The organism is Amycolatopsis sp. NPDC004772 (assembly GCF_053601215.1).
The window spans coordinates 10,353-31,524 of the sequence record NZ_JBSGBK010000067.1 but is presented as its reverse complement, the minus strand read 5'-3'; the positions used below and the strand labels follow the sequence as shown (position 1 = coordinate 31,524).

The following is a 21,172-nucleotide window of genomic DNA, read 5'->3' as shown; positions in this document are numbered from 1 at the left end:
GCAGCCCCGAACGGGGGAAACGCCGCGAGCCGGACGCTAGGCGACCTTGAACGACTGAGCGGCGCTGCCGCTGCAGGCCGCCTGGACCAGCTGGACACTGTCCGCGGTGGACGAGCCCGGCACGGTCAGGCACTTGCCGCTGTGGCGGGCGACGAAGTGGTAGTACCCGCTCCCCTCGGCCACCGGCTGCCACTGCTGGTTGTTGCCGCCGCTGTAGGACCACAGCTGCAGGCCCGCGTTGTCCGCCGTCGACACGTCCGTCACGTCGATGACCTGGGCGGCGTTCGTCCGGTTGCTGATCCGGTCGAAACCGCCGCTCGTCGGGGCGAACTGGTACTGCTGGGCCGTCGTTCCGTTGCACGTGTACTGCTGGATCACCGTGCCGTTCGCACTCGCGGCCGCGCGGGCGTCGATGCACTTGCCCGACGCCTTGTTCGTCACCGCGTACCAGGCCGCCGGGTCGATCGTGCCCGGGTCGGTCGGGCCGGTCGAGCCGCCGCCGAGCCACTTCAGGCCGTCCAGCACGAACCGGTTCTGATCGGCGCTCTCGAACGTCGACGACAGCGCCGTGTTCGTCTCGTAGTTCATCGCGTTGTGGCCGAAGTTGGCGTACAGCATCTTGTAGCTCTTGTTCGTCCACGCGATCGGGTAGTAGCCGCTGTACCAGGTCTGGTTCGGGTCGGTGCCGATCGGGAACGTGGAGGAGTCCATCGAGGCCAGGATGGTGATGTTGCCGTTCTGCCGCAGGTCGTTCTGCCAGGCGTACCACTCCGACGTCGACGACCGGATCGTCGCCGGCAGGTTCGCCGTCGACGGGTGCGTGCGGTTCTCGATCTTCAACGTCTCCGGCGTCGGGCCCCACGTGTTCGACGTGAACCGGCCGGTGCCGAGGAAGTCGTTGTGGAACCAGTTCGCGTACGACGGCGTCGAGCTGTCGTTGTAGGCGGTGACGTGGAAGCCGAAGAACCCGCCGCCGTTCTGCATGTACTTCTGGAAGCCCTGGAACTGGGCCGCCGACTGCGGCTGGTCGTCGAGGAACAGCACGACGTCGGCGGTGGACTTGGTGAGGCTCGTGAGCCGGTTCCAGTCGGTCGTCGCGGTGTAGGTGAACCCGTTGGCCGCCGCCTGCTGCGGGAACCAGACGTTGGCTTCCTTCTCGAAGCTGATGTGCGCGGCGTCGTAGCTGCCGCTGTAGAAGGCCAGCACCTTGAACGGTGTCGCGGCGTGCACCGCCGGAGCGCCGAGCGAAAGTCCTAAGCAGGCGGCGAAAAAGGCGAGAATTCTGAGCAGGGGACGGCGGGGCATGCGGGAACCTTTCCGGTGGGGGACGGGGATCACCAGTGGCGCGAGTAGTGCAGGCCGAAGCCGAACGGGAACAGCGCGGGCTTGCCGTCGCCGGCGTTGATCGGCTGCTGGTCGGCGCTGCGCATCCAGGTCACCGGCAGCTTGCCGGTCGGGTTGTAGTCGCCGAAGAGGACGTCGGCGACGCCCTGGCCCTCGCTGCCGGGCAGCCAGGATTGGACGAGCCCGGCCCAGTCCGGCAGCTGCGCGGCGATGTCGAGCGGCCGCCCGGACACCAGCACGACCACCGTCGGCACGCCGGAGTCCTTCAGCTTCTGCAGCGTGGCGAGGTCGGTCGCGTCCAGTCCCATCCCCTGCGGCCGGTCGCCCTTGCCTTCGGCGTACGGCGTCTCCCCCACGACCGCGACGGCGACGTCGTAGCTGCCGTCGATCCCCGTGCCGTCCTTGGCGAAAGTGACGTCCGGCGACTTCTGCCGCATGCCCTGCAGGATGGTGGTGCCCGGGATGACGGGCCCGCTGGTGCCCTGCCAGCCGACCGTCCAGCCGCCGGACTGGTTGCCGAGGTCGTCGGCGCTCTTGCCGGCCGCGAAGATCTTGCTGCGCCGGGAAAGCGGCAGGACGTGGTGCTCGTTCTTCAGCAGCACCTGCGATTCCCGCACGGCCTGGCGCGCGAGGTCCCGGTGCGGCTTGCTGCCGATGGTGGCCAGGAACCGCCGGTCGGTCAGCGGGTGCTCGAACAGGCCGAGCTCGAACTTCTTGGTGAGGATGCGCCGGTTGGCGTCGTCGATCCGCGCCATCGGCACGCGGCCCTGCTCGACCAGCGACCGCAGCGTGTCGATGAACTTCTGCCACTCGAAGGGCACCATGACCATGTCGATGCCGGCGTTGATCGAGGCCTCGACCTCTTCGGGCGTGAACCCGGACTTGCCGTCGATCTTGTCGACGCCGTTGTAGTCGGAGACGACGATCCCGGTGAAGCCGAGTTCCTTCTTGAGCACGTCGTTGATCAGGTACGAGCCGGCGTGCATCTTGACGCCGTTCCAGCTGCTGTAGGAGATCATCACCGAGCCGACCCCGCGCCGGATCGCGGCCTTGAACGGCGGCAGGTGGATCGCGCGCAGTTCCTGCTCGCTGAGTTCGGTATTGCCTTCGTTGACCCCGCCGGTGGTGCCGCCGTCACCGACGTAGTGCTTGGCGGTGGCGAGGACCGAGCCGGGCCGGTCCAGCCGGTTCCCCTGCAGCCCGGTGATGATCGACGTCATTTCGGTGGCGAGCTGCGGAACCTCGCCGAAGGATTCGTAGGTCCGGCCCCACCGGTCGTTGCGGGCGACGCACAGGCAGGGCGCGAAGTCCCAGTCGATCCCGGTGCCGGACACCTCTTCGGCGGTGGCGCGCCCGATCTTCTCGACGAGCCGCGGATCGCGCGTCGCCCCGAGGCCGATGTTGTGCGGGAAGACGGTGGCGCCGTAGAGGCCGTTGTGGCCGTGGACGGCGTCGACGCCGTAGATGAGCGGAATGCCGAGCGGCGTGGCGAGCGCGGCCTTCTGGAAGCCGTCGTACATGTCGGCCCAGGTGACGGGCGTGTTCGGCGTCGGCTGCGAACTGCCCCCGGAGAGCAGCGACCCGAGCCGCCCGGTGGTGACGTCGGCCGGGCTTTTGACGCCGAGCCGTTCGGCCTGCATCATCTGGCCGAGCTTGTCGTCGAGGGACATCCGCGAGAGCAGATCGGCCACCCGGACCTTGACCGGGCGCCAGGAATCCTTGTAGGCGGGGCCGTTTCCGGCGAGCGCGGGCGTTTCCGAGGTGAGCAGCAAGCCCACGGCCAGCGCGCCGATGCCCAGCCTGCGTCCGAGGCGCATCCGGGTCCTCCTCGTCGAGAGACCAAAATTCACGCCTTGGATTAAGACACAGCAGTACGCAGCTGGTCCAGACCTCTCAGCGAACTCGGTTTCCGCTCACCGGGACCGCCGGCCGAAAGCGCTACCCGGCCAACCGGGCGCGAACCGCGCGGAGTTCACTCCCGGTGACACCGGCGCCGCGCAGGTAGCGCTCGACGTCGAACCCATCCAGGGTCGCCAGCACGGCCCCTTCGAGCGTGGTCCCGTGCTTCGCCAGGGCGGCCCGGATGAACGGCCCCTGGTCGTCGGCACCCATCGCGGCGACCAGCGCCGCCGTGGCTTCGGCCGACAGGGCGTAGTCGGCGGCGATCGCCCGCGGTTCGACGTCGGCCAGAGCGAGCAGCAGCAGGGTGACCAGGCCCGTCCGGTCGCGCCCCATGCCGCAGTGGAACAGCACCCCGCCGGGATCGGCGTGGGCCATCGCCTTGACGACCGCGGCGCAGCGGCCGGCCTTCTCCCGGAGGAAAACCGGGTAGTAGAGCGGGGAACCGTTGAGCCCGGCGCCGTTGATGTGCTGCCAGAGGGCGAGGTCGTCGACGTCGTCAATCGGGACTTCGAGCCGCGCGATCCCGGCCGGGGTGACCGGCCCCGCGGTGTCCGGGGTGAACTGCGCCGAACCCGCCAGCGCGGTCCGGGCGTCCGCCGCGGGCCGGATCTCGTCTGCGTTCCGGAGGTCGACGACGGTGCGGACCCCCGCGGCCCGCGCCTGCGCCCACCCCTCGCCGGTGACGAACCGCAGGTCCGCCGCCCGGAAGAAGGCCCCGAACCGGGTCGTCCGCCCGGACGTCGTCGGCAGCCCACCCAGATCCCGCGTGTTGTGGAAACCCGGCCAGGCAACCACCCGGCGAGCGCTCAAAGTGTCGGCCCCCTCCGGTAGCGTGGAAAACGGGGGCTGCTCACCGATCCGAGCGCAGCGAAGCCGGGTCGAAGCTCTCCCAGTAAGCGTCCTCGTCTTCGACACTCGAAGCGGCAGAAGCGGGAGAAGCGGGAGCGGCAGCAGCAGGCGCGGACCCCAGCCGCTCCTCCCGCAGCCGCTGGAACTCCTCGACCGTCATCCCCGGGTCGTCGTCCGCCGCCCGGGCCGGCGCCGGCATCCCCGTCATCTGCTCGATCATGGCCGTCATGTCCTCGCCCACCAGCAGGGCGACCTTGTTGTACCCGTCTTGCGTGGCCTCGCGCATGGCCGCCTGGGCGATCTCCACCACCAGTGGGCCCAGGCCCTCGCCCAGCTCCACCGCCGACGGCGCGAGCCACAGCCGCAGCAGCTTCCCCCGCGCATCCACCGTCACCTCGACCTGCCCGTCGCGGTCGTGCGCCGTGCCGGAAGCCGAGGCCAGGAGCTCCTCGACCCGGGACATCGCCTCTTCGCGCGCCCGGGCCTGGGCGATCAGCTGCCGGGTCGTGATCACCGCTGTCCCTCCCCGTACGAGTACGTCTCGGCGTCCGGGTCGTCGTCCGGGATCGGCTGGTAGCCCAGGTTTTCCAGCTGGTCCGCGGGAACGGCCGAGGCCAGCGCGTGGTACATCCGGTCGCCCGCCCGCCGGGTCGCGCGCTGGGCCAGCTCGAAGATCCGGTCGGCCAGCACCGCGGACCCCTGCCGCAGCTCGGACCGGTGGATCGACAGGCCGGTGAGCAGCCCGCCCGGCGCCACCTGGACCTCGATGCCGCCGGACGCGGCCTTGCCCACCACCGGGCCCGAGCGCTCGAGCCGCGCGGACACCTCGGCGCCCGCCCGGGACGCCTGCTCGGCGATCCGCGCGGACGCCAGTTCGACGTCGAAGTCAGCCAATGCCATCACCCCGTGGGCCGGTAGAAACCGATGAACGACTGTCCCGCGTTCGTGGTGCGGATCTTGCTGATCTGCACCGGGTCGCCCGCTTCGATCATCTGGCCGTCGCCGATCACCATCGCCACGTGACCGGACCAGACGACGAGGTCGCCGGGCAGCAGCTGGTCGATCGAGGGCACCTCGGCCCCGACCGTCTGCTGCGCCGCCGTCCGCGGCAGCTGCAGGCCGGCGTCCTGGTACGACGTCATGGTCAGCCCGCTGCAGTCGAGGCCGACACCTCGGGCGGTGCCGCCCCAGACGTACGGCACGCCGAGCTGCGCGAGCGCGTTGCGCACCGCCTTGGCCGCGGTTTCGTTCGGCGCCATCACCTGCTTGCCGCCGGGCAGGTTGATCGCGACGCCGCTGCCGGGCTGCGGCGGGATCGCGACCGGCAGCCGCGGCTTGTGGACGGCGCCGCCGCCCCCACCGCCACCGCCGCCCCCGCCGTCCGATCCGCCGGAGTACCCGCTGTTGCTGTTGAACGACGACCCGACCTTGGTCGAGGCCGCCGACGAGGACGACGTCGACTGCTCTTCGCCGCCGAGGCGGGTGCCGATCGCGGTCAGGTCGTTGATCGTCTGCTCGCTGAACGTCGCCGCCTGGCCGGTGAGCTGGCTGATCTTCGTCTGCAGCTTCATCAGGATGTCGCGCGAAGCGGCGCCGCGGCTCTCCGGCGGCTGGATGGTCTTGACCGCTTCCAGCGCCTTCATCGACGCCGCGATCTCCTTGATGATCTGGTCGCGGACCTGGTCGTTCTTGATCTCGCCGACGTGCAGCGTCTCGGCCGCCTCGGCGACGGCCTTCTCGATCTCGGCACTCTCGTCGAGGAGGTCCTGGACCTCCTTCTCCAGGCTCTGCGACGTCGCCGTGGCGCGGTCGGTCGTCGAGCCGGAGGTCGCCGAGGCCAGGTTGACGCGCTGCTCTGAGGCGACGTCGCGGGAGCGGCCCACCGACGTCTGCAAGGCGTGGTGGGCGTCCCGTGCGCCGCCGATGGCCGCCGGGTCGTGGCGCAGTTTCTGCGCGAACTGGTTCGTCGTGTCCAGGTGGTGCCGGACGAGCTGGTCGGTGTGCTCGGTCATGAATCGCCGCCGAGCCGCCGGAGGACGTCGCCGTGTTCGCCTTCGACCGCCGCATAGTTGCGATCGGTCTGCCGCGCGGCCTCGCCGACCTGCCCCCAGCCGCCGCCGACGCGGCGCAGCTTCTCCTGCAGCGCGCGCATCCGGCCGCTGTAGGCGCCGGAGAAGCCGGACTCGCCGCCCATCTCCGAAAAGCCGTGGCCGCCGAGCGTCACGTGCGGGCCGACGTGCTTGTCGGCCGCGCCTTTGACGTCTTCCCCGAGCGGGTCGACTTCGCGCGCGTACCGCGTGTACGCGCCCTCATCGACGTGAAAACCGTCCACTGACCCCTCCTGTCACCGGGGGTGCGACGCGCACGCGGCACCCCCGGTTCCCCTGGTGCGGAATCAGCCTAGTCGAGAGTCCGTACCCGGGTGGGCGAATTGCCCGGAGTCAGCCGGTGACCTTGGCGAGCCAGCCCGGGTCCTGCCAGGACACGATCGAGCCGTTCGCGGTGACCGTCGGCGTGCCGAACCCGGTCTGCCCGCCGCCGAAGTCCTGCGCCAGCTTCGGGTCGTTCTCGATCTGCTGGAACGCGGTGTTCAGCTGCTGGTCGTAGGTGCCGGCGTTGACCGTCTGGGCGAACGCGGCGTCGGTGATGCCGACGTTCTTGCCGAGTTCGATCAGCTGCGCCTTGTCGTAGCCGCGCTTGCCCTCTTCGGGCTGGTTGGCGAACAGCGCGTCGTGGAACTGGAGGAACTTACCGGCGTCGGCCGCGGCCAGCGCCGCGTTCGCCGAGTCGAGCGAGTAGCCCGGCGGGCTGGAGCGCTCGTTGAGCAGCGGGACCATGTGGTAGCGCACCTGCAGCTTGCCGTCGTTGATCGCCTGCTCGATGCCGCTCTTGTACTGCTTCTCGAACTCGCCGCAGATCGGGCAGAGGAAGTCGGCGTAGACGTCGATCGAGGCTTTGGCCCCCGGCTTGCCCACGGTGACGACCACGCCGTCGCGCTTCTGCGTGACGTCGCCCGCGAGCGAGTTCGTCGTCTTGCCCGCGTCGATGATCTGGCCCTCGGTCCGGTTCCGGTCCGCGATCGTCCAGATCACGCCGCCGATCACCAGCGCGGCCACCACGACCACGGCCCCGATCCCGATGATCCACTTCCGCCGGTCTCCGGAAGCTCCCCTGGCTTGTGCGACCACGTTCGAACCGGCCTGCGCCGCCTGACGGCGTTTCCGCGCGGTCCGTTCAGCTCCACCCACTGTGTATCAGTTCCCTTCCGCGATACCCGAGTAGTCGTGCCCGGGCTCGCCCGAGTTCCCGCGACCTCGCGCCAGCCACCCGTCGAGCGACAGCCACGTGCGCGGCCGCACCACCAGCCAGCCGGCCAGCAGCGCGAACCCCGTGTCGCGGAGGATCTCCTGCGGGTACTCGGTCTGCCCCGCCGCCACCTGCCCGCCGCCGCCGAAGCACCCGCAGTCGATGCTCAGCCCGCGCGCCCACGACTGGGCGATGCCGGCGATGAGCACCACGAGCAGCCCCAGCGCGGCCGCGGCGGCCCACCGGGTCGCCAGGCCCGCGAGCAGCAGCAGCCCGAGCACGAGTTCCACGAGCGGCAGCGCGATGGCCACCACGTTTTCGAGTGCGTCCGGCAGCACCTCGTACGCCTGCACGGCGATCAGCGTCTGGCCGGGATCCGCCAGCTTGAGCGCACCGGAAACGAGCCAGACGGCCGCCAGCCCGAGCCGGGCGAGCGTGCCGGCGGTGTTCAGCACGGGTTGGGACGGTCGCACCACGCACTTAGGCTAACGGGGGGACCTGAGAACAACGTGAGGCGGAGGGAGCGGCCGGATGCGGTGGCGCACGCTCCTCGGCTCGGCGTTGCTGCTGGTCACGGCGTCGGCGTGCGGTCCGGCGAAGGTGTCGCCCACGGACTCGCTCGTCACCCGGGCGAGTGCCACGGATCACCTGACCATCGGCATCCGGTTCGACGCGCCGGGGCTTTCGGAGCACACCATCGACGGCCGGTTCGTCGGGTTCGACGTCGATGTCGCGACTTTCGTCGCGAGTGAGCTCGGTGTCCCCGCGAAGGACATCACGTGGCGCGAGACGACGTCGGCGACGCGGGAGACCGACCTCACCTCCGGCGCCGTCGACCTGGTCGTGGCCAGCTACTCGATCACCGACAAGCGCAAGCAGGTCGTGTCGTTCGCCGGCCCGTACTTCACCACGGGCCAGGACCTGCTGGTGCGCCGGACGTCGGCCGACATCGCCGGGCCCGAGGCACTCAACGGCCGCCGGCTGTGCTCGGTGACCGGGTCGACGCCGGCGCAGCAGGTGAAGGACAAGTACGCGCAGGCCGTCCAGCTGGTCGAGTACCCGCGGTACTCCGACTGCGTGACCGCGCTGCTCGCCGGGCAGATCGACGCGGTGACCACGGACGCGGTGATCCTGGCCGGGTACGTCGCCCGCGACCCGGAGCTGCTGAAGATCGTCGGGAAGCCGTTCTCGAAGGAGAACTACGGCATCGGCCTGCGCAAGGACGACACCCAGGGGGTGGCCGCGGTCGACGACGCGATCCGGAAGATGATCTCCTCGGGCGAATGGCTGCGCTCGCTCAACGCGAACATCGGCCCGTCCGGCTACCCGCTGCCCCCGCCCCCTGAGGTCACGTCGAAGTGAAGCTGCCCGACCTGCCGGTCCGGTCCGTGCTGCCCGACGTCGTCGCCGCGCTGGACGCCCGTGGTGCCGCGGTGCTCGTGGCGCCGCCCGGCACGGGCAAGACGACGCTGGTCCCGCTCGCGCTGGCTTCAGCGGCCGAGGGCCGGGTGGTGGTCGCCGAGCCGCGCCGGCTGGCGGCCCGCGCGGCGGCGGCGCGGATGGCGGCGCTGCTGGGTGAGCCGGTCGGCGAGACGGTGGGTTACGCGGTGCGCGGCGACCGGAAGGTGTCGGCGCGGACCCGGATCGAGGTCGTGACGTCGGGGCTGCTGGTCCGGCGCGTGCAGGGTGACCCGGAGCTGCCCGGGGTGTCGACGGTGCTGCTCGACGAGTGCCACGAGCGGCACCTGGACGCGGACCTGCTGCTGGCCCTGCTCCTGGACGTCCGCGCGGGGCTGCGGGAGGACCTGCGCCTGCTGGCGACGTCGGCGACGGTCGCCTCCGGGCGGCTGGCCGCGTTGCTCGGCGACGCCCCGGTGGTCGAGGCCACGGCCCGGACGTACCCGGTGGAGTTCTCCTACGTCCCGCCGGCCCGCGGCGAGCGGATCGAGGCCTGCGTCGCCCGCGCTGTCCGGACGGCGTTGTCCTCGGGCGAGGGCGATGTGCTCGCCTTCCTGCCCGGAGCCGGGGAAATCGCCCGCACGAAAGGGTTGCTGCCGCTGTCCGATGTGGACGTTCTCCCCCTGCACGGCCGGTTGTCGGCCGCGCACCAGGACGACGCGCTGCGGCCGCGCGACCGGCGGCGGGTGGTGCTGGCGACGGCGGTGGCGGAGTCGAGCCTGACGGTCCCGGGCGTGCGCGCGGTGGTGGACTCGGGCTTGGCGCGGGTGCCGCGCGTCGACCACCGGCGCGGGTTGCCGGGGCTGGCGACGGTGCGGGTCTCGGCCGCGGTGGCCGCGCAGCGGTCCGGCCGCGCGGGGCGGGAGGCGCCGGGACGGGCGTACCGCTGCTGGGCCGAGCACGAACAGGCGACGCTGCCGGCGTACCCGGAGCCGGAGATCCGCACGGCCGAACTGGCCCGGCTGGCGCTGGAGCTGGCGTGCTGGTCGACCCCGGACGGCAGCGGGCTGGCCTGGTGGGACCCGCCGGGCGAGGGTGCGCTCGCGGCGGGCCGGGCACTGCTGGTGACACTGGGCGCGACGGCCGAGGACGGAACGGTGACCCCGCGCGGCCGCCGGATGGCGGAGCTGGGCCTGCACCCGCGGCTGGCCCGGGCGTTGCTGGACGGGGCCGCGGAAGTGGGCGCTCGCCACGCGGCGGAGGTCGTGGCGCTCCTGGACGCGGGCGCGACGCTGACGGACGTGAACGCGGAGCTGCGCCGCTTGCGCTCGGCGGGCGACGAGGGCTCGCGACGCTGGAAGCGCGAGGTCCAGCGTCTGGAGGGTCTCGTGTCCCGCGACCGGGCCGGCCGTTCCCCGTCGACCGCCAGTTCCGGCCCCAAACACGCGAGTCCCGCCCCCAAACACGCGAGTCCCGGCCCCGATCACGCGAGTTCCGCCCTCGATCACGCGAGTTCCATTCCCGATCACGCGAGTTCCGTTCCCGCGCCCGGTGGCCACCGGCCCGACCCTGCCCTCGTCGTCGCCCTGGCCCATCCTGAGCGGCTCGCCAGACGGCGGCCCGGCGGTGCGCCCGTCTACCTGATGGCCGGCGGCACCGCCGCCGAACTCCCGCCCGGCAGCGGCCTCGACGCCGAGTGGCTGGCGATCGCCGAAGCCACCCGCGATCCCGGCCGCGTCCACGGCACCATCCGGCTCGCCGCGGCCGCCGACGAAACCCTCGCCGTCCGCGCCGGGCGGGTGTCCGAAGTGGACGAAGTGACCTGGGCCGGCGATGTCGTCGCCCGGCGCGTCCGCAAGCTCGGTGCCATCGTCCTGTCCGAGAGGCCGCTCAAGGACGCCGACGTCCACGACGCCCTCGTCGCCGGCCTGAAAGCCGAAGGGCTCGGCCTCCTCAGGTGGAGCCAGGACGCGACCCGCCTCCGCGAACGGCTGGCCTTCCTGCACCGCGTCCTCGGCCCGCCGTGGCCACCGGTCGGCGACGCCGCCCTGCTGTCCGATGTGGACAGCTGGCTGGACCTCGGCACGGCCCGCCGGAAAGCCGACCTGGCGAACATCAACGCCGGTACCGCCCTGAAGGCCCTCCTCCCCTGGCCCGAAGCGGCGAAGCTCGACGACCTCGCCCCGGACCGCCTCGAAGTGCCGTCGGGGTCGCACATCCGCGTCGACTACCGCGGTGACCAGCCCGTCCTCGCCGTCAAGCTCCAGGAGACCTTCGGCTGGACCGAAACGCCGGTGATCGCCGGCGTCCCGGTGGTGCTGCACCTGCTCTCCCCCGCCGGCCGCCCGGCCGCGGTCACCGCCGACCTCGCGTCGTTCTGGACGTCCGGCTACCCGGCCGTGCGCGCCGACCTGCGCGGCCGCTACCCGAAGCACCCCTGGCCGGAGGACCCGGCCGGCGCCGTCCCGACCCGGCACACCCGCCGCCGCACCTGACGAAAGTCGGGGGCGGCCCGCGACCGTCGTCCGATGCCCGCGCGCCCCCGCGGGCCGCAGACTTCGACGCATGATCACACTCAGGGGACTCACGAAGCGCTACGGGGAGAAGACCGTCGTCGACGCGCTCACCTGCGATGTCAAACCGGGCCAGGTGACCGGTTTCCTCGGCCCCAACGGCGCCGGGAAGTCGACGACCATGCGGATGACGGTCGGGCTCGACCACCCGCAGGCGGGCGAAGCCCTGGTCGGAGGGAAGCGGTACGCGGAACTGCGGCACCCCCTGCGCGAGGTCGGCGCGCTGCTCGACGCCAAGGCCCTGCACCCCGGCCGCAGCGCCGGCAAGCACCTGCTGGCGATGGCCCGCAGCAACGGCATCGCGGCGAGCCGGGTCGAGGAAGTGCTGGCGACGGTCGGGCTGTCCGACGTCGCCGGCAAGCGCGCCGGCCAGTTCTCCCTCGGCATGGGCCAGCGGCTGGGCATCGCGGGCGCGCTGCTCGGCGACCCCGACGTGCTGCTGTTCGACGAGCCGGTCAACGGCCTCGACCCGGACGGCGTCCGCTGGGTCCGCCAGCTGATGCGCTCCCTGGCGGCCGACGGACGGACGGTGTTCGTCTCCAGCCACCTGATGAGCGAGATGCAGCTGACCGCCGACCACCTGGTGGTGATCGGCAAGGGCAAGCTGCTGGCCGACGCCCCGGTGGCGGAGTTCATCGCGGGCAATTCCCGCACGACGGTCTCGGTCCTCGTCCCGGCCGACGCCGAGCGCGCTTCGCTGGACGCGCGGTTGCGCGCCGAAGGCGGGCTGACGCACCCGGGCGAGCCGGGCGAACTGGTGGTGGACGGCATCGGCGTCACCCGCGTCGGCGACCTGGTGCACGAGCTCGGGATCCGCGTGCACGGCCTCGCCGAGCGGACGGCGTCGCTCGAGCAGGCGTACATGGAACTGACGGCTTCTTCGGTGGAATACGGGGTTTCGGCATGACGGCGGCGGTGGAAGTGCGAGGAGGCGGCCTGCCGGGCGCGGTGGCGGCGGAGTGGACGAAGTTCTGGTCGGTCCGCGCGACCTGGTGGTGCCTGGTGGGCGGAACGGCGCTGATGTTGTTCTACAGCACGGTGTCGGCCATCGCCCAGCGCATCGGCGACCAGCCCCAGGGCGCCCACACGATCGCCCTGGGCGGTGGTTTCTACCTGGCCCAGTTCGCGGTGATCGCCCTGGCGACGTTGTTCGTCACGAGCGAGTACGCGGGCGGCGGAATCCGTTCGACGCTGCTGTGGACCCCGGTCCGGCCCCGCGTGGCCCTGGCCAAGGCGGCGGTGGTCCTGCCGGTGCTGTTCGCGTACGGAGTGCTGCTGTCCTGCGCGGGCATGGTGCTGGCCCGCGTGGTGATGGACGGCCACGGCCTGCCGACGTCCCTCGAAGAGGGCTTCACCACGGCGACGGGCATGGGCGGGTACGTCGCCCTGCTCGGCTTGCTGTGCACGGGATTGGCGTGGGCGCTGCGCAGCGCGGCAGGGACGCTGGTGTCGGTGGTCGTGCTGCTGGTTCCGCTGCCGCTGATCGTGGCCTCGCTGGGCCTGCCGGAGGCCATGCCGTACTTCCCGGGCATCGCGGGCGTGAACGCGATGGTGGAGGCGGGGCAGCCGAACCCGATCACGATGACGGTGGCGCCGTACGCGCCTTGGGTGGGTCTCCTGATCTGCGCGGCGTGGGCGGCTGTGGCGCTGCTGGCGGGTACGGCGGTGTTGCGCCGTCGGGACGCCTGACGTCCGGGGCCGGCCGAGTCTCCTCGGCCGGCCCCGGCCTCGTCAGCCGCCCAGGTGGCGGACGAGCAGGTCGAGCAGGGTGCGGACGATTCCGGAGACGATCCCGGTGAGCACCGTGCGGACCAACGGGCGGGGCTGGTACCGGCGCATGATTTTCCTCCTCGTGGTGGTGACCGGCGTGCTGTCGACCACGATGGGGGGACGGCGCCGTTCGGTAGGGTCGATCCCGGTGTGACCCGGACGCGCCGCGCTGCCGAGCTGGTGGGCGGGGTTTCCGGGGTCCGGGATCCGGACGGTTCCGGAACAGGAGGGCCGGTGGACGCAGGGACGAGTCCGCAGAACTGGTTCGCCGGCAAACTGGCCGAGGTGCTCGCCGCGGCCGGAAATCCGTCGCAGAGGCAGCTGCTGGCCTGCGTTCAGGACTACGACAACGCGCTGACCAGGACTTCTCTCTCGGACCTGCTGGCCGGGAAGTTCAAGAAAGCCCCTCCGTGGGGGCGGGTCGCGGCGTACGCGAAGGCTTGCGTCTCCGTCGGGCGCGCCAATGGGGCCGACCTGTCCCTCGAAGCCACGCTCAAGCGGCTTCGCGGCCACCACCACACCTTGACGGAGTTCCTGGAGAACACCCCGCGGCCCCGGACCCCGGACCCGCGGCGGGAGCGGCGGATGTTCGGCGCGGTGCCGGTCCGGGCCGACGCGTTCCGGCACCGGGACGTCGCCGGGCAGCTGGCCGGCGCCGGCTCGACGAGCGTCCTCACCGGGCTGGGCGGCGTGGGCAAGACCCAGGTCGCCGCCGATCACGCCCACACCGCGTGGGACACGGGCGCGGTCGACCTGGTGCTGTGGATTCCGGCGCGCAGCCGCGACGCGATCGTCGCGGCCTACACCGACGTCGCCGCGGATCTGCTCGGCGCGGACCCGGCGGCGCCGGAACGTGCGGTGCGGCGGCTCCTGAGCTGGCTGGCCGAAACCGCCCGCCGGTGGCTGATCGTCCTCGACGACCTCCAGCAGCCCGACCACCTGACCGGTCTGTGGCCGCCGCACTCGGCCTCGGGTCAGGTCCTGACGACCACCCGCCGCCGCGACGCCGCACTGCGCGGGCACCGGCGGCAGATCGTCGAAGTCGGCCTGTACACGCCGTCCGAAGGACTCGGCTACCTGACCGAAAAGCTCCCGGACCGCGCGCGCACCGACAGCGGGAAGGCGGAGCTGACGGCCCTGGCGGACGACCTGGGGCACCTGCCGCTGGCGCTCGCGCAGGCCGCCGCGTACCTGATCAACAAGCCCCTGCTCGAAACGGCCGGCTACCGCGGACGACTGGCCGAACGCCGGACGGCCTTGCGTGACGTGCTCCCGAAGGAGCAGGAGCTCCCGGACGAGCACGAACAGACCGTCGCCGCGACCTGGGCGGTGTCGATCGACGCCGCCGACCGGCTGGAGCCCGCCGGTGTCGCCCGGCCGGTCCTGGAGTTCAGCGCGCTTCTCGATCCCGCCGGCATCCCGCTCGCGGCGTTCACCACCGAGGCGGTCGCGAACCACCTCGCCGACCGCCTCGACCGCGAGGTCACGGCCGGGCAGGTCGAAGCCGGGCTGGAGTTCCTGCACCGGTTCAGCCTGCTGTCCCTGGATCCGGCCGAGCCCCAGCGCGCCGTCCGGGTACACGCGCTCGTCCAGCGCGCCGTTCGTGACTCGCTCGGTGCGGAAACCCTGGACGACTTGGCGTGGGCGGCCGCGGACGCGCTTTCCGACGTTTGGCCCGACATCGAAGACGACCACGAACTGCGCCGAGCCCTGCACGCCAACACCGTCGTCCTCCAGGAGACCGCCGAGCACGCGCTCTGGGATCCGGCCGGGCACCCGCTGAACTTCCGCGCGGTGGAGAGCCTCGGCGAGGCCGGCCTGCTCGAATCGGCCATCGCCGCGGCCACCCGGCTCCACAACCGCGCGCTCCGTTATCTCGGCGCCGACCACTCCGACACCCTCATCGCCCGCGCGAACCTCGCCACGTGGCGCGGCGAAGCGGGAGATGCCACCGGCGCCGTCCAGGTGCTCGAGGAGCTGCTCGCGGATCGGCTGCGGCTCCGCGGCCCGGTCCACCCCGACACCCTGACCACCAGAGCCAACCTCGCCGCCCGGCGCGGAGAAGCCGGCGATCCGGCCGGCGCGGCCGAAGCGCTTGGGGAGTTGCTCGACCTCCAGCTGCGCCTCCTCGGCCCGGACGACGAGACCACCCTCATCACCCGCAACAACCTCGCCTACTGGCGGGGTGAGGCCGGCGACCCGGCCGGTGCGGCCCGGATGCTCGAGGAACTGCTGCCCGACTATCGCCGCATGCTGGGGCCGGACGACCCGCGAACACTGACCGTCCGCAACAGCCTCGCCCGGTGGCGCGGGGAAGCCGGCGACCCCGCCGGCGCCGTCGAAGCGCTCGAGGAGCTGCTGGCCGATCGCTTGCGGATCCTCGGTCCGGACCATCCCCACACCCTCAGCACCCGCGCCGAGCTCGCCGGCCGGCGGGGGGCCGCCGGCGATCTTGCCGCCGCGGTCGAAGCGCTCGAGGAGCTGCTGGCCGACCACCTGCGCGTGGTGGGCCCCTCGCATCCCCACACGCTCAGCACCCGGAGCAACCTCGCCTTTTGGCGCGGGGAAAGCGGGGACTTCGCGGCCGCCGCCCAGGCCTATGAGGAGCTCCTCGCCGATCAGCTGCGGCTCCTCGGTCCGGACCACCCCCTCACCCTCGTCACCCGCGGCAACATCGCGTTCTGCCGTGCGCAAGGACGCGACTTCACCGGCGCCGTCGGGGCCCTGGAGGAGCTGCTCGCCGACCAGCTGCGGGTGCTCGATCCGGACCACCCCCAGATCCTCCTCACCCGCAGCAATCTCGTGGCCATGCGCAGAGACGCCGGTGACACGGCCGGCCTTGCCGAAGTGGCCCAGGACCTCTTGGCCGACCAGCTGCGGGTGCTGGGCCCGGATCACCCTCGCACGTTGATCACCCGGATCAACCTGGCCGATCTGCGGGGCCGAGCGGGCGACCCCGCCGACGCGGTCGAAGAGTTGGAGCAAGTTCTTCGCGATCACCTGCGGGTGCTCGGCCGGGACCACCCGCAGACCCACAGCGTCCGCACCAATCTCGCCGCTTGGCGGGTGCTCTCCGGCGACCCCGACGGGGCCGCGGAGGAGCTCGAAGAACTGCTCGCCGACCAGGTGCGGGTGCTGGGACCGGACCACCCCCGCACCCTCGCCACCCGCACCCAACTGGCCGGACGGGAAGCCGGGTGATCCCCGGCCGTCCGGGGCAGGTCGCGTCGATCGTGCGCAGGTTCCGGTCCGCGGCCTCCTGGTGCACCATCGGCTCGCGGCGGCGAAGTCACTCCACGCCGATCCCCGCGAGGATGTCCCGGGCGCTCGCTTCCAGCGCGGCCAGGTCGGGGGGCGCCAGGGAGCCCGTCCCCGCCAGCGCGCCGAAGATCGTGCCCTCCATCCAGTCCACCACGATCCTCGCGTGCCGCTCGGGGGCCGACGACCCGGCCGCCTCCAGAGCGGCCGCCGCTTGGCGGCGGATCTGCAGACCGCCTTCGTCGTACACCGCGCGCAACTCCGGCCGCCGCGTGGCCTCCAGCGCGAACTCGTACCGCGCCAGCATCCGCGTCCGTCCCGAAGTGATCGCGTCGAACGCGTAACCCGCCACGAACTCCGCCAGCGAGCCCGAAGACCGCAGCGGCGCCTGGTCCAGCACCACGATCCGCGAAATCGTCAGCTCCAGCAGCGCCGCCCGTGTGCGCGCGTAGTACGACGTCGACCCGACCGGCAGCCCCGCCTCGCGATCCACCGCCCGGTGGGTCAGCCCTCGCATGCCCTCCGCGGCGATCACGGCGATCGCCGCGTCGGCAATCACATCAACCCGTTCCACGCATCGCACTCTACAGGTGTAGAGTCCTCTACAGATGTAGAGGAGGCGACATGCACGCGATAGTGGTCGGCGGCGGCATCGGCGGACTGGCGGCGGCCGCGGGGCTGCACCGGGTCGGCTGGACGGTCACCGTCTTCGAGAAAGCACCCGGGTTCGGCGACGTCGGCGCGGGCATCTCCCTCTGGCCGAACGCCCTGCGCGGCCTCGACGAACTCGGCGTCGACCTCGGAGACCGCCTGGCCCCGCAGCGGGAAGGCGGCTTCCGCGACCGGCGCGGCCGCCGGCTCACCCGTTTCGACGCCACCGAGTTCGAACGCCGGCACGGGCGGCCGCTCGGCGCGATCCACCGGCGGGACCTCATCGCCGCCCTGCGAGACGCGGTCCCCGCCGAGAGCTTGCGCACCGGCGAAGAAGTCACCGAAGTCCGCGAAGACGGCCTCGTCCGCGTCGGCGGCGAAGAACTGCGTGCCGACGTCGTCGTCGCGGCCGACGGCATCCACAGCCGGGTCCGCCACGCGCTCTTCCCGGACCACCCGGAGCCCGTCTACGCCGGCAGCACGGCGTTCCGCGGCGTCGCGCACCTCCCCGGCACCGGGCTGAGTACGAGCTTCGACCGCGGCACCGAGGTCGGCGTCCTGCCGCTGACCGGTGGCGACGTCTACTGGTGGCTCTCGACCCTCGCCGCACCGGGCACCCGCCGGTCCGACCTCGAACCGGCCTTCCGGGGCTGGCACGACCCGATCCCGGCCCTCCTGGCCGCCACCCCGCTCGAAGCCGTGCTGCACCACGACCTGTACTACCTCGGCACGCCGCTGCCCACCTACACGCGCGGCCGGGTCGTGCTGCTCGGCGACGCCGCGCACGCCATGCCGCCGTTCCTCGGCCAGGGTGGCTGCCAGGCCATCGAGGACGCCGTCGTGCTCGCCCACGCCGTGTCCACACAGGACATCGAGACCGCTCTCGCGCGCTACGACCGGCAGCGACGGCCCCGCAGCCAGCACGTCGTCCGCGAGTCGGTCCGGATGGGCAAGCTCGGCCCACAGCTGACCAACCCGGTCGCGACCACCCTGCGCACGGCCCTGCTGAAGTGCCTGCCGGCCAAGGCCACGGCCCGCGTCGGCGCGGGGATCACGGGGTGGGTGCCGCCGCGTCTCCCCCGACCAGCCCCGCCTCGTACGCCGTGATCGCCGCCTGGACCCGGTTCTTCGCGCCGAGCCGGGTCAGGATGGTGCTCACGTGCGCCTTCACCGTGCCCTCGACCACGAACATCTTCGCCGCGATGTCCGCATTGGACAGTCCGGAACCCAGCAGCGTCAGCACTTCCCGCTCACGCGGGGTCAGTGCGGCGATCCGTTCACGGGCCGCGGCCGCCCGCGCCAGCTGTCCGCCGGAAAGCCGGGCGATCACCCGCTGCGCCACCTTCGGCGAGAGGAACGCGGCCCCACCCGCGACGGCGTGCACGCCGGCCAGCAGCTCGCGCGGGTCACCCGACTTGAGCAGGAATCCGCCCGCGCCCAGGCTCAGGGCGCGCTCGATGTAGTCGTCTTCGCCGAAGGTCGTCAGCATGATGACACCGGTCGCGGGCAGCAACCGCCGGATCTCGGCGGCCGCGCCGAGGCCGTCCAGCCCCGGCATGCGGATGTCCAGCAGCACGACGTCGGGATGCGTGGCGAGGACCTCCGAGACGGCCGAGCGGCCGTCGGCGGCTTCGGCGACGACCTCGATTTCCGCGTCCGCGGCCAGGATCGCCGCCACCCCCGCCCGCATCATCGCTTCGTCGTCGGCCAGCACGACCCTGATCACGTTGCCCCCTCGGCGAACCTGTCCTTGGCGACCAGTCTCCCACCGGCGAAACACAGCCGGTAGGCGGCGTAGTCGTTGTCGAGCCACGACCTTCCGGTGCCGTAGTACTCGCAGGCGACCCCGGGCACGGCCGGCAACGGCGGCTCGCCCCGGTTCGGGCGAGCGCCGCGCTCACGTTCGGGCAGCTGCGGCGCCACCTCGGCCCGCGACTGCCCGATCCGCAACCGCTCGTAGACGCCGGGCGGCAGTTCCGACGAGTTCCACAGGTACAGAAAAGCGATCCCGGCGATCCCGAGCACCACCGCGAACAGCCCGAGCGGGACGGCGACTGCCTGGATCAGGCTGCGCCGCACATCCCGCCGGGCCAGCTCGAGCGCCCGGGCCGACGTCGACGGCTCCCCATCGTCATCCGAAGAAGCCCCCGGCTCGGCCGGCTCGGCCGGCTCGGCCGGCTCGGCCGGCGCGGCCCCGTGCGGCAGCATCGCGGCAACGCCGAACCCACCGGCGGCATCGGGCCCGGCCCGCAGCGTCCCACCGACGAGCCGCACGCGCTCGCGCAGCCCGATCAGCCCGACGTGCCCGGAAGCGGCCCCGGGCAACGGCCCGGCGGGCGGCGCGGCGTTGACGACACCGACCTCGGTCCGCGCACCGGAACTGGTCACCCGGACGGTAACGGCGGCCCCCGGAGCATGCTTCGCGACATTCGTCAGAGCTTCCTGCACGACGCGGTAAGCGGCACGAGCCACCATCGGCGGCGCCCCGGCGGTGTCCACAGTGGATTCGATCAGCAACCCGGACGCCCGCGCCCGCGCAATCAGCTCGCCGAGATCCCCCTGCACCGGCTCGACCGGCGCGGCATCCTCCCGCAGCACGCCGATGATTTCCCGCAACCGCTCGGTCGCCGTCGCAGCACTGGTCCGCAGTTGCGCGGCGGCGTCGCGCTGGGCATCGTCGAGCCCGCCGGCAACCTCCAGAGCGGCGGCCCGGACGGCGATCAGGCTCAGCTCGTGCCCGAGCGAGTCGTGCATATCGCTGGCAATCCGAGCACGTTCCCGCAGCCGAGCCTGCTCGGCGACCAGCCGCTGCCGGCTCTCCATTTCTTCGGCCCGGCGCCAGCCCGTGCGGGCAAGCTCACCGCGGACCCGGACGTAACGGCCAAGCAGCCACGGCGACAGCCCGGCAAAGACGAGAATCGCGACCATAGCCGCCCAGTCCCCCAGCCCATCGGGCCCGAAGACGAGGGCGACGGGAAGCCCGAGGATCGCAACGGCGGTCCCGGTCAGAATCCCGGGCCGCGCCCGCGGCATCCGCAGCCCGGCTTGGTAGCTCATGGCGACGAGGACGAAGACAACCCAAACGGGCACATGATCGCCGTAGGGAAACGGAACGGCCAGCGCCCCGCCCAGAGCAACCCCAAGCGAGACGGCGGGATACCGCCGGGCGGTGACAACAGAGCAGGCGACGACGAGAAGGCCCCCGACCAGCTCCGCGTAGGAACGGGCACCCAGCGTGCTCACGACGACGGTAAAGGCAAGGAACACCCCGAGGGCAACATCGAGCGCCACCTGCCATTTGCGCCTGGTCACCGTCCGCACGAGTCCGAAGCTACAAGCTGTGACAGCGGCCGACCACTGCCGAAAGTCAACCGTCGCGACCTGCCGCCGAACGCGGCTTGACGCCTCGGGAAAGCGCGACACTGGATACCTTCGTGAGCACTGCTCTCGATTCAGTGCACCGCTCACGGGCATTGCGTGAGCAGTGCTCTCACTTCAGAGCACCGCACCGAAGACCGGGAGCAACCGCACCCAACGCGGACCGGTGTGCGCCGCTAAGCCCCAGCGCGCACCGCTACGCCAGCGCATGCCGCCACGCGAGAGCAGTGCTCTCAATTGCGAGCACCCGACCGCGCCCCCACGAGAGCACCGCTCTCGAAACAGAGCACCCCCGCGAGTCCGACCCATCGCTCACGGCGCCGGTGAGCAATGCTCTCCTTTTGGAGCACCCCTCAAATCACACATGCCCCGCGCACACATTGCCCGCTGCACGGTGAGCAGTGCTCTCGTTTTAGAGCACCACGCCAGGCGACTCGGGAGCAGTCTCCGGGCGCAGGGCAATGTCCGGGCGCAGGGCAATGTCCGCGGCGGACCCAGGTAGCGACATCGGAAGCGGCGCGAGAGCAGTGCTCTCAATTGCGAGCACCACCTTCACATTCGGCGAGAGCGGCGCTCTCGGAACAGAGCAGCGCTCTCCGATCCGCGCGCCGCCAACAGGCGACAGGTGAGCAGTGCTCTCGAAGCTGAGCACCGCTACTCCTCGAAGCGAGAGCAGTGCTCACAACGGCGAGCACCGCTTCGTCACGCACCGCGCGGACACGAAGGCGGACACTCCCCGACAC

The 21,172-nt window shown here is 71.9% G+C and carries 18 protein-coding genes; 6 read left to right on the top strand and 12 right to left on the bottom strand.

The genetic code is table 11. From position 1 onward, the window contains the following. Positions 1 to 36: 36 nt before the first annotated feature. The 9 genes from ACWEF6_RS31195 to ACWEF6_RS31155 form a co-directional block, all read right to left on the bottom strand. On the bottom strand, positions 37 to 1,305 hold the full coding sequence (locus ACWEF6_RS31195; RefSeq protein ID WP_449686216.1) for a ThuA domain-containing protein: 1,269 nt from the start codon (positions 1,303 to 1,305) through the stop codon (positions 37 to 39). 29 nt (positions 1,306 to 1,334) lie between these two features. Beyond that, positions 1,335 to 3,161: a glycoside hydrolase family 3 protein gene (locus tag ACWEF6_RS31190; protein WP_449686215.1), complete on the bottom strand. Its 1,827-nt coding sequence runs from the start codon at positions 3,159 to 3,161 to the stop codon at positions 1,335 to 1,337. A 121-nt stretch (positions 3,162 to 3,282) separates the two neighbouring features. Next, complete coding sequence (locus tag ACWEF6_RS31185; protein ID WP_449686214.1) at positions 3,283 to 4,041, bottom strand: tyrosine-protein phosphatase; 759 nt, start codon at positions 4,039 to 4,041, stop codon at positions 3,283 to 3,285. A gap of 55 nt (positions 4,042 to 4,096) precedes the next feature. Continuing rightward, a complete protein-coding gene (locus ACWEF6_RS31180; RefSeq protein ID WP_449686213.1) occupies positions 4,097 to 4,609 on the bottom strand; it encodes a YbaB/EbfC family nucleoid-associated protein in 513 nt (170 codons plus the stop codon). Continuing rightward, on the bottom strand, positions 4,606 to 4,995 hold the full coding sequence (locus ACWEF6_RS31175) for a YbaB/EbfC family DNA-binding protein (protein WP_449686212.1): 390 nt from the start codon (positions 4,993 to 4,995) through the stop codon (positions 4,606 to 4,608). The genes ACWEF6_RS31180 and ACWEF6_RS31175 overlap by 4 nt, the downstream gene beginning before the upstream one ends. Beyond that, entirely contained in the window at positions 4,995 to 6,107 is a 1,113-nt protein-coding gene (locus ACWEF6_RS31170) for an NlpC/P60 family protein (RefSeq protein WP_449686211.1), read from the bottom strand. Before ACWEF6_RS31170 ends, ACWEF6_RS31175 begins: the two co-directional genes overlap by 1 nt. Next, on the bottom strand, positions 6,104 to 6,427 hold the full coding sequence (locus tag ACWEF6_RS31165) for a hypothetical protein (protein WP_449686210.1): 324 nt from the start codon (positions 6,425 to 6,427) through the stop codon (positions 6,104 to 6,106). The genes ACWEF6_RS31170 and ACWEF6_RS31165 overlap by 4 nt, the downstream gene beginning before the upstream one ends. A 109-nt stretch (positions 6,428 to 6,536) precedes the next feature. Next, positions 6,537 to 7,283 carry a DsbA family protein gene (locus ACWEF6_RS31160; protein WP_449686209.1) on the bottom strand — a complete coding sequence of 249 codons (747 nt, stop codon included), beginning with the start codon at positions 7,281 to 7,283 and terminating at the stop codon, positions 6,537 to 6,539. Between the two features lie 66 nt (positions 7,284 to 7,349). After that, positions 7,350 to 7,856, bottom strand: a complete 507-nt coding sequence (locus ACWEF6_RS31155; protein WP_449686233.1) for a MauE/DoxX family redox-associated membrane protein — start codon at positions 7,854 to 7,856, stop codon at positions 7,350 to 7,352. Between the two features lie 76 nt (positions 7,857 to 7,932). On the opposite strand from ACWEF6_RS31155, the gene ACWEF6_RS31150 reads away from it, so the two are divergent. The 5 genes from ACWEF6_RS31150 (at position 7,933) to ACWEF6_RS31130 (ending at position 16,343) form a co-directional block, all read left to right on the top strand. Continuing rightward, positions 7,933 to 8,763 (top strand): glutamate ABC transporter substrate-binding protein, encoded by an 831-nt coding sequence (locus tag ACWEF6_RS31150; RefSeq protein WP_449686208.1) that lies wholly within the window; start codon positions 7,933 to 7,935, stop codon positions 8,761 to 8,763. Then, on the top strand, positions 8,760 to 11,294 hold the full coding sequence (locus ACWEF6_RS31145; RefSeq protein WP_449686207.1) for an ATP-dependent RNA helicase: 2,535 nt from the start codon (positions 8,760 to 8,762) through the stop codon (positions 11,292 to 11,294). Before ACWEF6_RS31150 ends, ACWEF6_RS31145 begins: the two co-directional genes overlap by 4 nt. A 70-nt stretch (positions 11,295 to 11,364) precedes the next feature. Then, positions 11,365 to 12,279, top strand: coding sequence for an ATP-binding cassette domain-containing protein (locus ACWEF6_RS31140; RefSeq protein WP_449686206.1), 915 nt, complete (start codon positions 11,365 to 11,367; stop codon positions 12,277 to 12,279). Then, complete coding sequence (locus ACWEF6_RS31135; protein WP_449686205.1) at positions 12,276 to 13,061, top strand: ABC transporter permease; 786 nt, start codon at positions 12,276 to 12,278, stop codon at positions 13,059 to 13,061. The genes ACWEF6_RS31140 and ACWEF6_RS31135 overlap by 4 nt, the downstream gene beginning before the upstream one ends. Before the next feature lie 315 nt (positions 13,062 to 13,376). After that, positions 13,377 to 16,343 carry a tetratricopeptide repeat protein gene (locus ACWEF6_RS31130; protein ID WP_449686204.1) on the top strand — a complete coding sequence of 989 codons (2,967 nt, stop codon included), beginning with the start codon at positions 13,377 to 13,379 and terminating at the stop codon, positions 16,341 to 16,343. 88 nt (positions 16,344 to 16,431) lie between these two features. On the opposite strand, the gene ACWEF6_RS31125 is transcribed toward ACWEF6_RS31130, so the two are convergent. Beyond that, on the bottom strand, positions 16,432 to 16,974 hold the full coding sequence (locus ACWEF6_RS31125; RefSeq protein ID WP_449686203.1) for a TetR/AcrR family transcriptional regulator: 543 nt from the start codon (positions 16,972 to 16,974) through the stop codon (positions 16,432 to 16,434). A gap of 50 nt (positions 16,975 to 17,024) precedes the next feature. Between ACWEF6_RS31125 and ACWEF6_RS31120 the strand changes: the two genes are divergently transcribed. Next, positions 17,025 to 18,158: an FAD-dependent monooxygenase gene (locus ACWEF6_RS31120; RefSeq protein WP_449686202.1), complete on the top strand. Its 1,134-nt coding sequence runs from the start codon at positions 17,025 to 17,027 to the stop codon at positions 18,156 to 18,158. Here ACWEF6_RS31120 and ACWEF6_RS31115 read toward each other — a convergent pair. Both ACWEF6_RS31115 and ACWEF6_RS31110 read right to left on the bottom strand, forming a co-directional pair. After that, positions 18,103 to 18,777 carry a response regulator gene (locus tag ACWEF6_RS31115; RefSeq protein WP_449686201.1) on the bottom strand — a complete coding sequence of 225 codons (675 nt, stop codon included), beginning with the start codon at positions 18,775 to 18,777 and terminating at the stop codon, positions 18,103 to 18,105. The genes ACWEF6_RS31120 and ACWEF6_RS31115 overlap by 56 nt on opposite strands. Further along, positions 18,774 to 20,372 (bottom strand): sensor histidine kinase, encoded by a 1,599-nt coding sequence (locus ACWEF6_RS31110; protein WP_449686200.1) that lies wholly within the window; start codon positions 20,370 to 20,372, stop codon positions 18,774 to 18,776. The genes ACWEF6_RS31115 and ACWEF6_RS31110 overlap by 4 nt, the downstream gene beginning before the upstream one ends. Positions 20,373 to 21,172: the final 800 nt, after the last annotated feature.

Excerpts from the sequence above, each read along its gene's own strand:
- ACWEF6_RS31195 (WP_449686216.1), bottom strand. The coding sequence starts at position 1,305 with ATGCCCCGCCGTCCCCTGCTCAGAATTCTCGCCTTTTTCGCCGCCTGC.
- ACWEF6_RS31190 (WP_449686215.1), bottom strand. The coding sequence starts at position 3,161 with ATGCGCCTCGGACGCAGGCTGGGCATCGGCGCGCTGGCCGTGGGCTTG.
- ACWEF6_RS31175 (WP_449686212.1), bottom strand. The coding sequence starts at position 4,995 with ATGGCATTGGCTGACTTCGACGTCGAACTGGCGTCCGCGCGGATCGCC.
- ACWEF6_RS31170 (WP_449686211.1), bottom strand. The coding sequence starts at position 6,107 with ATGACCGAGCACACCGACCAGCTCGTCCGGCACCACCTGGACACGACG.
- ACWEF6_RS31150 (WP_449686208.1), top strand. The coding sequence starts at position 7,933 with ATGCGGTGGCGCACGCTCCTCGGCTCGGCGTTGCTGCTGGTCACGGCG.
- ACWEF6_RS31140 (WP_449686206.1), top strand. The coding sequence starts at position 11,365 with ATGATCACACTCAGGGGACTCACGAAGCGCTACGGGGAGAAGACCGTC.
- ACWEF6_RS31135 (WP_449686205.1), top strand. The coding sequence starts at position 12,276 with ATGACGGCGGCGGTGGAAGTGCGAGGAGGCGGCCTGCCGGGCGCGGTG.
- ACWEF6_RS31120 (WP_449686202.1), top strand. The coding sequence starts at position 17,025 with ATGCACGCGATAGTGGTCGGCGGCGGCATCGGCGGACTGGCGGCGGCC.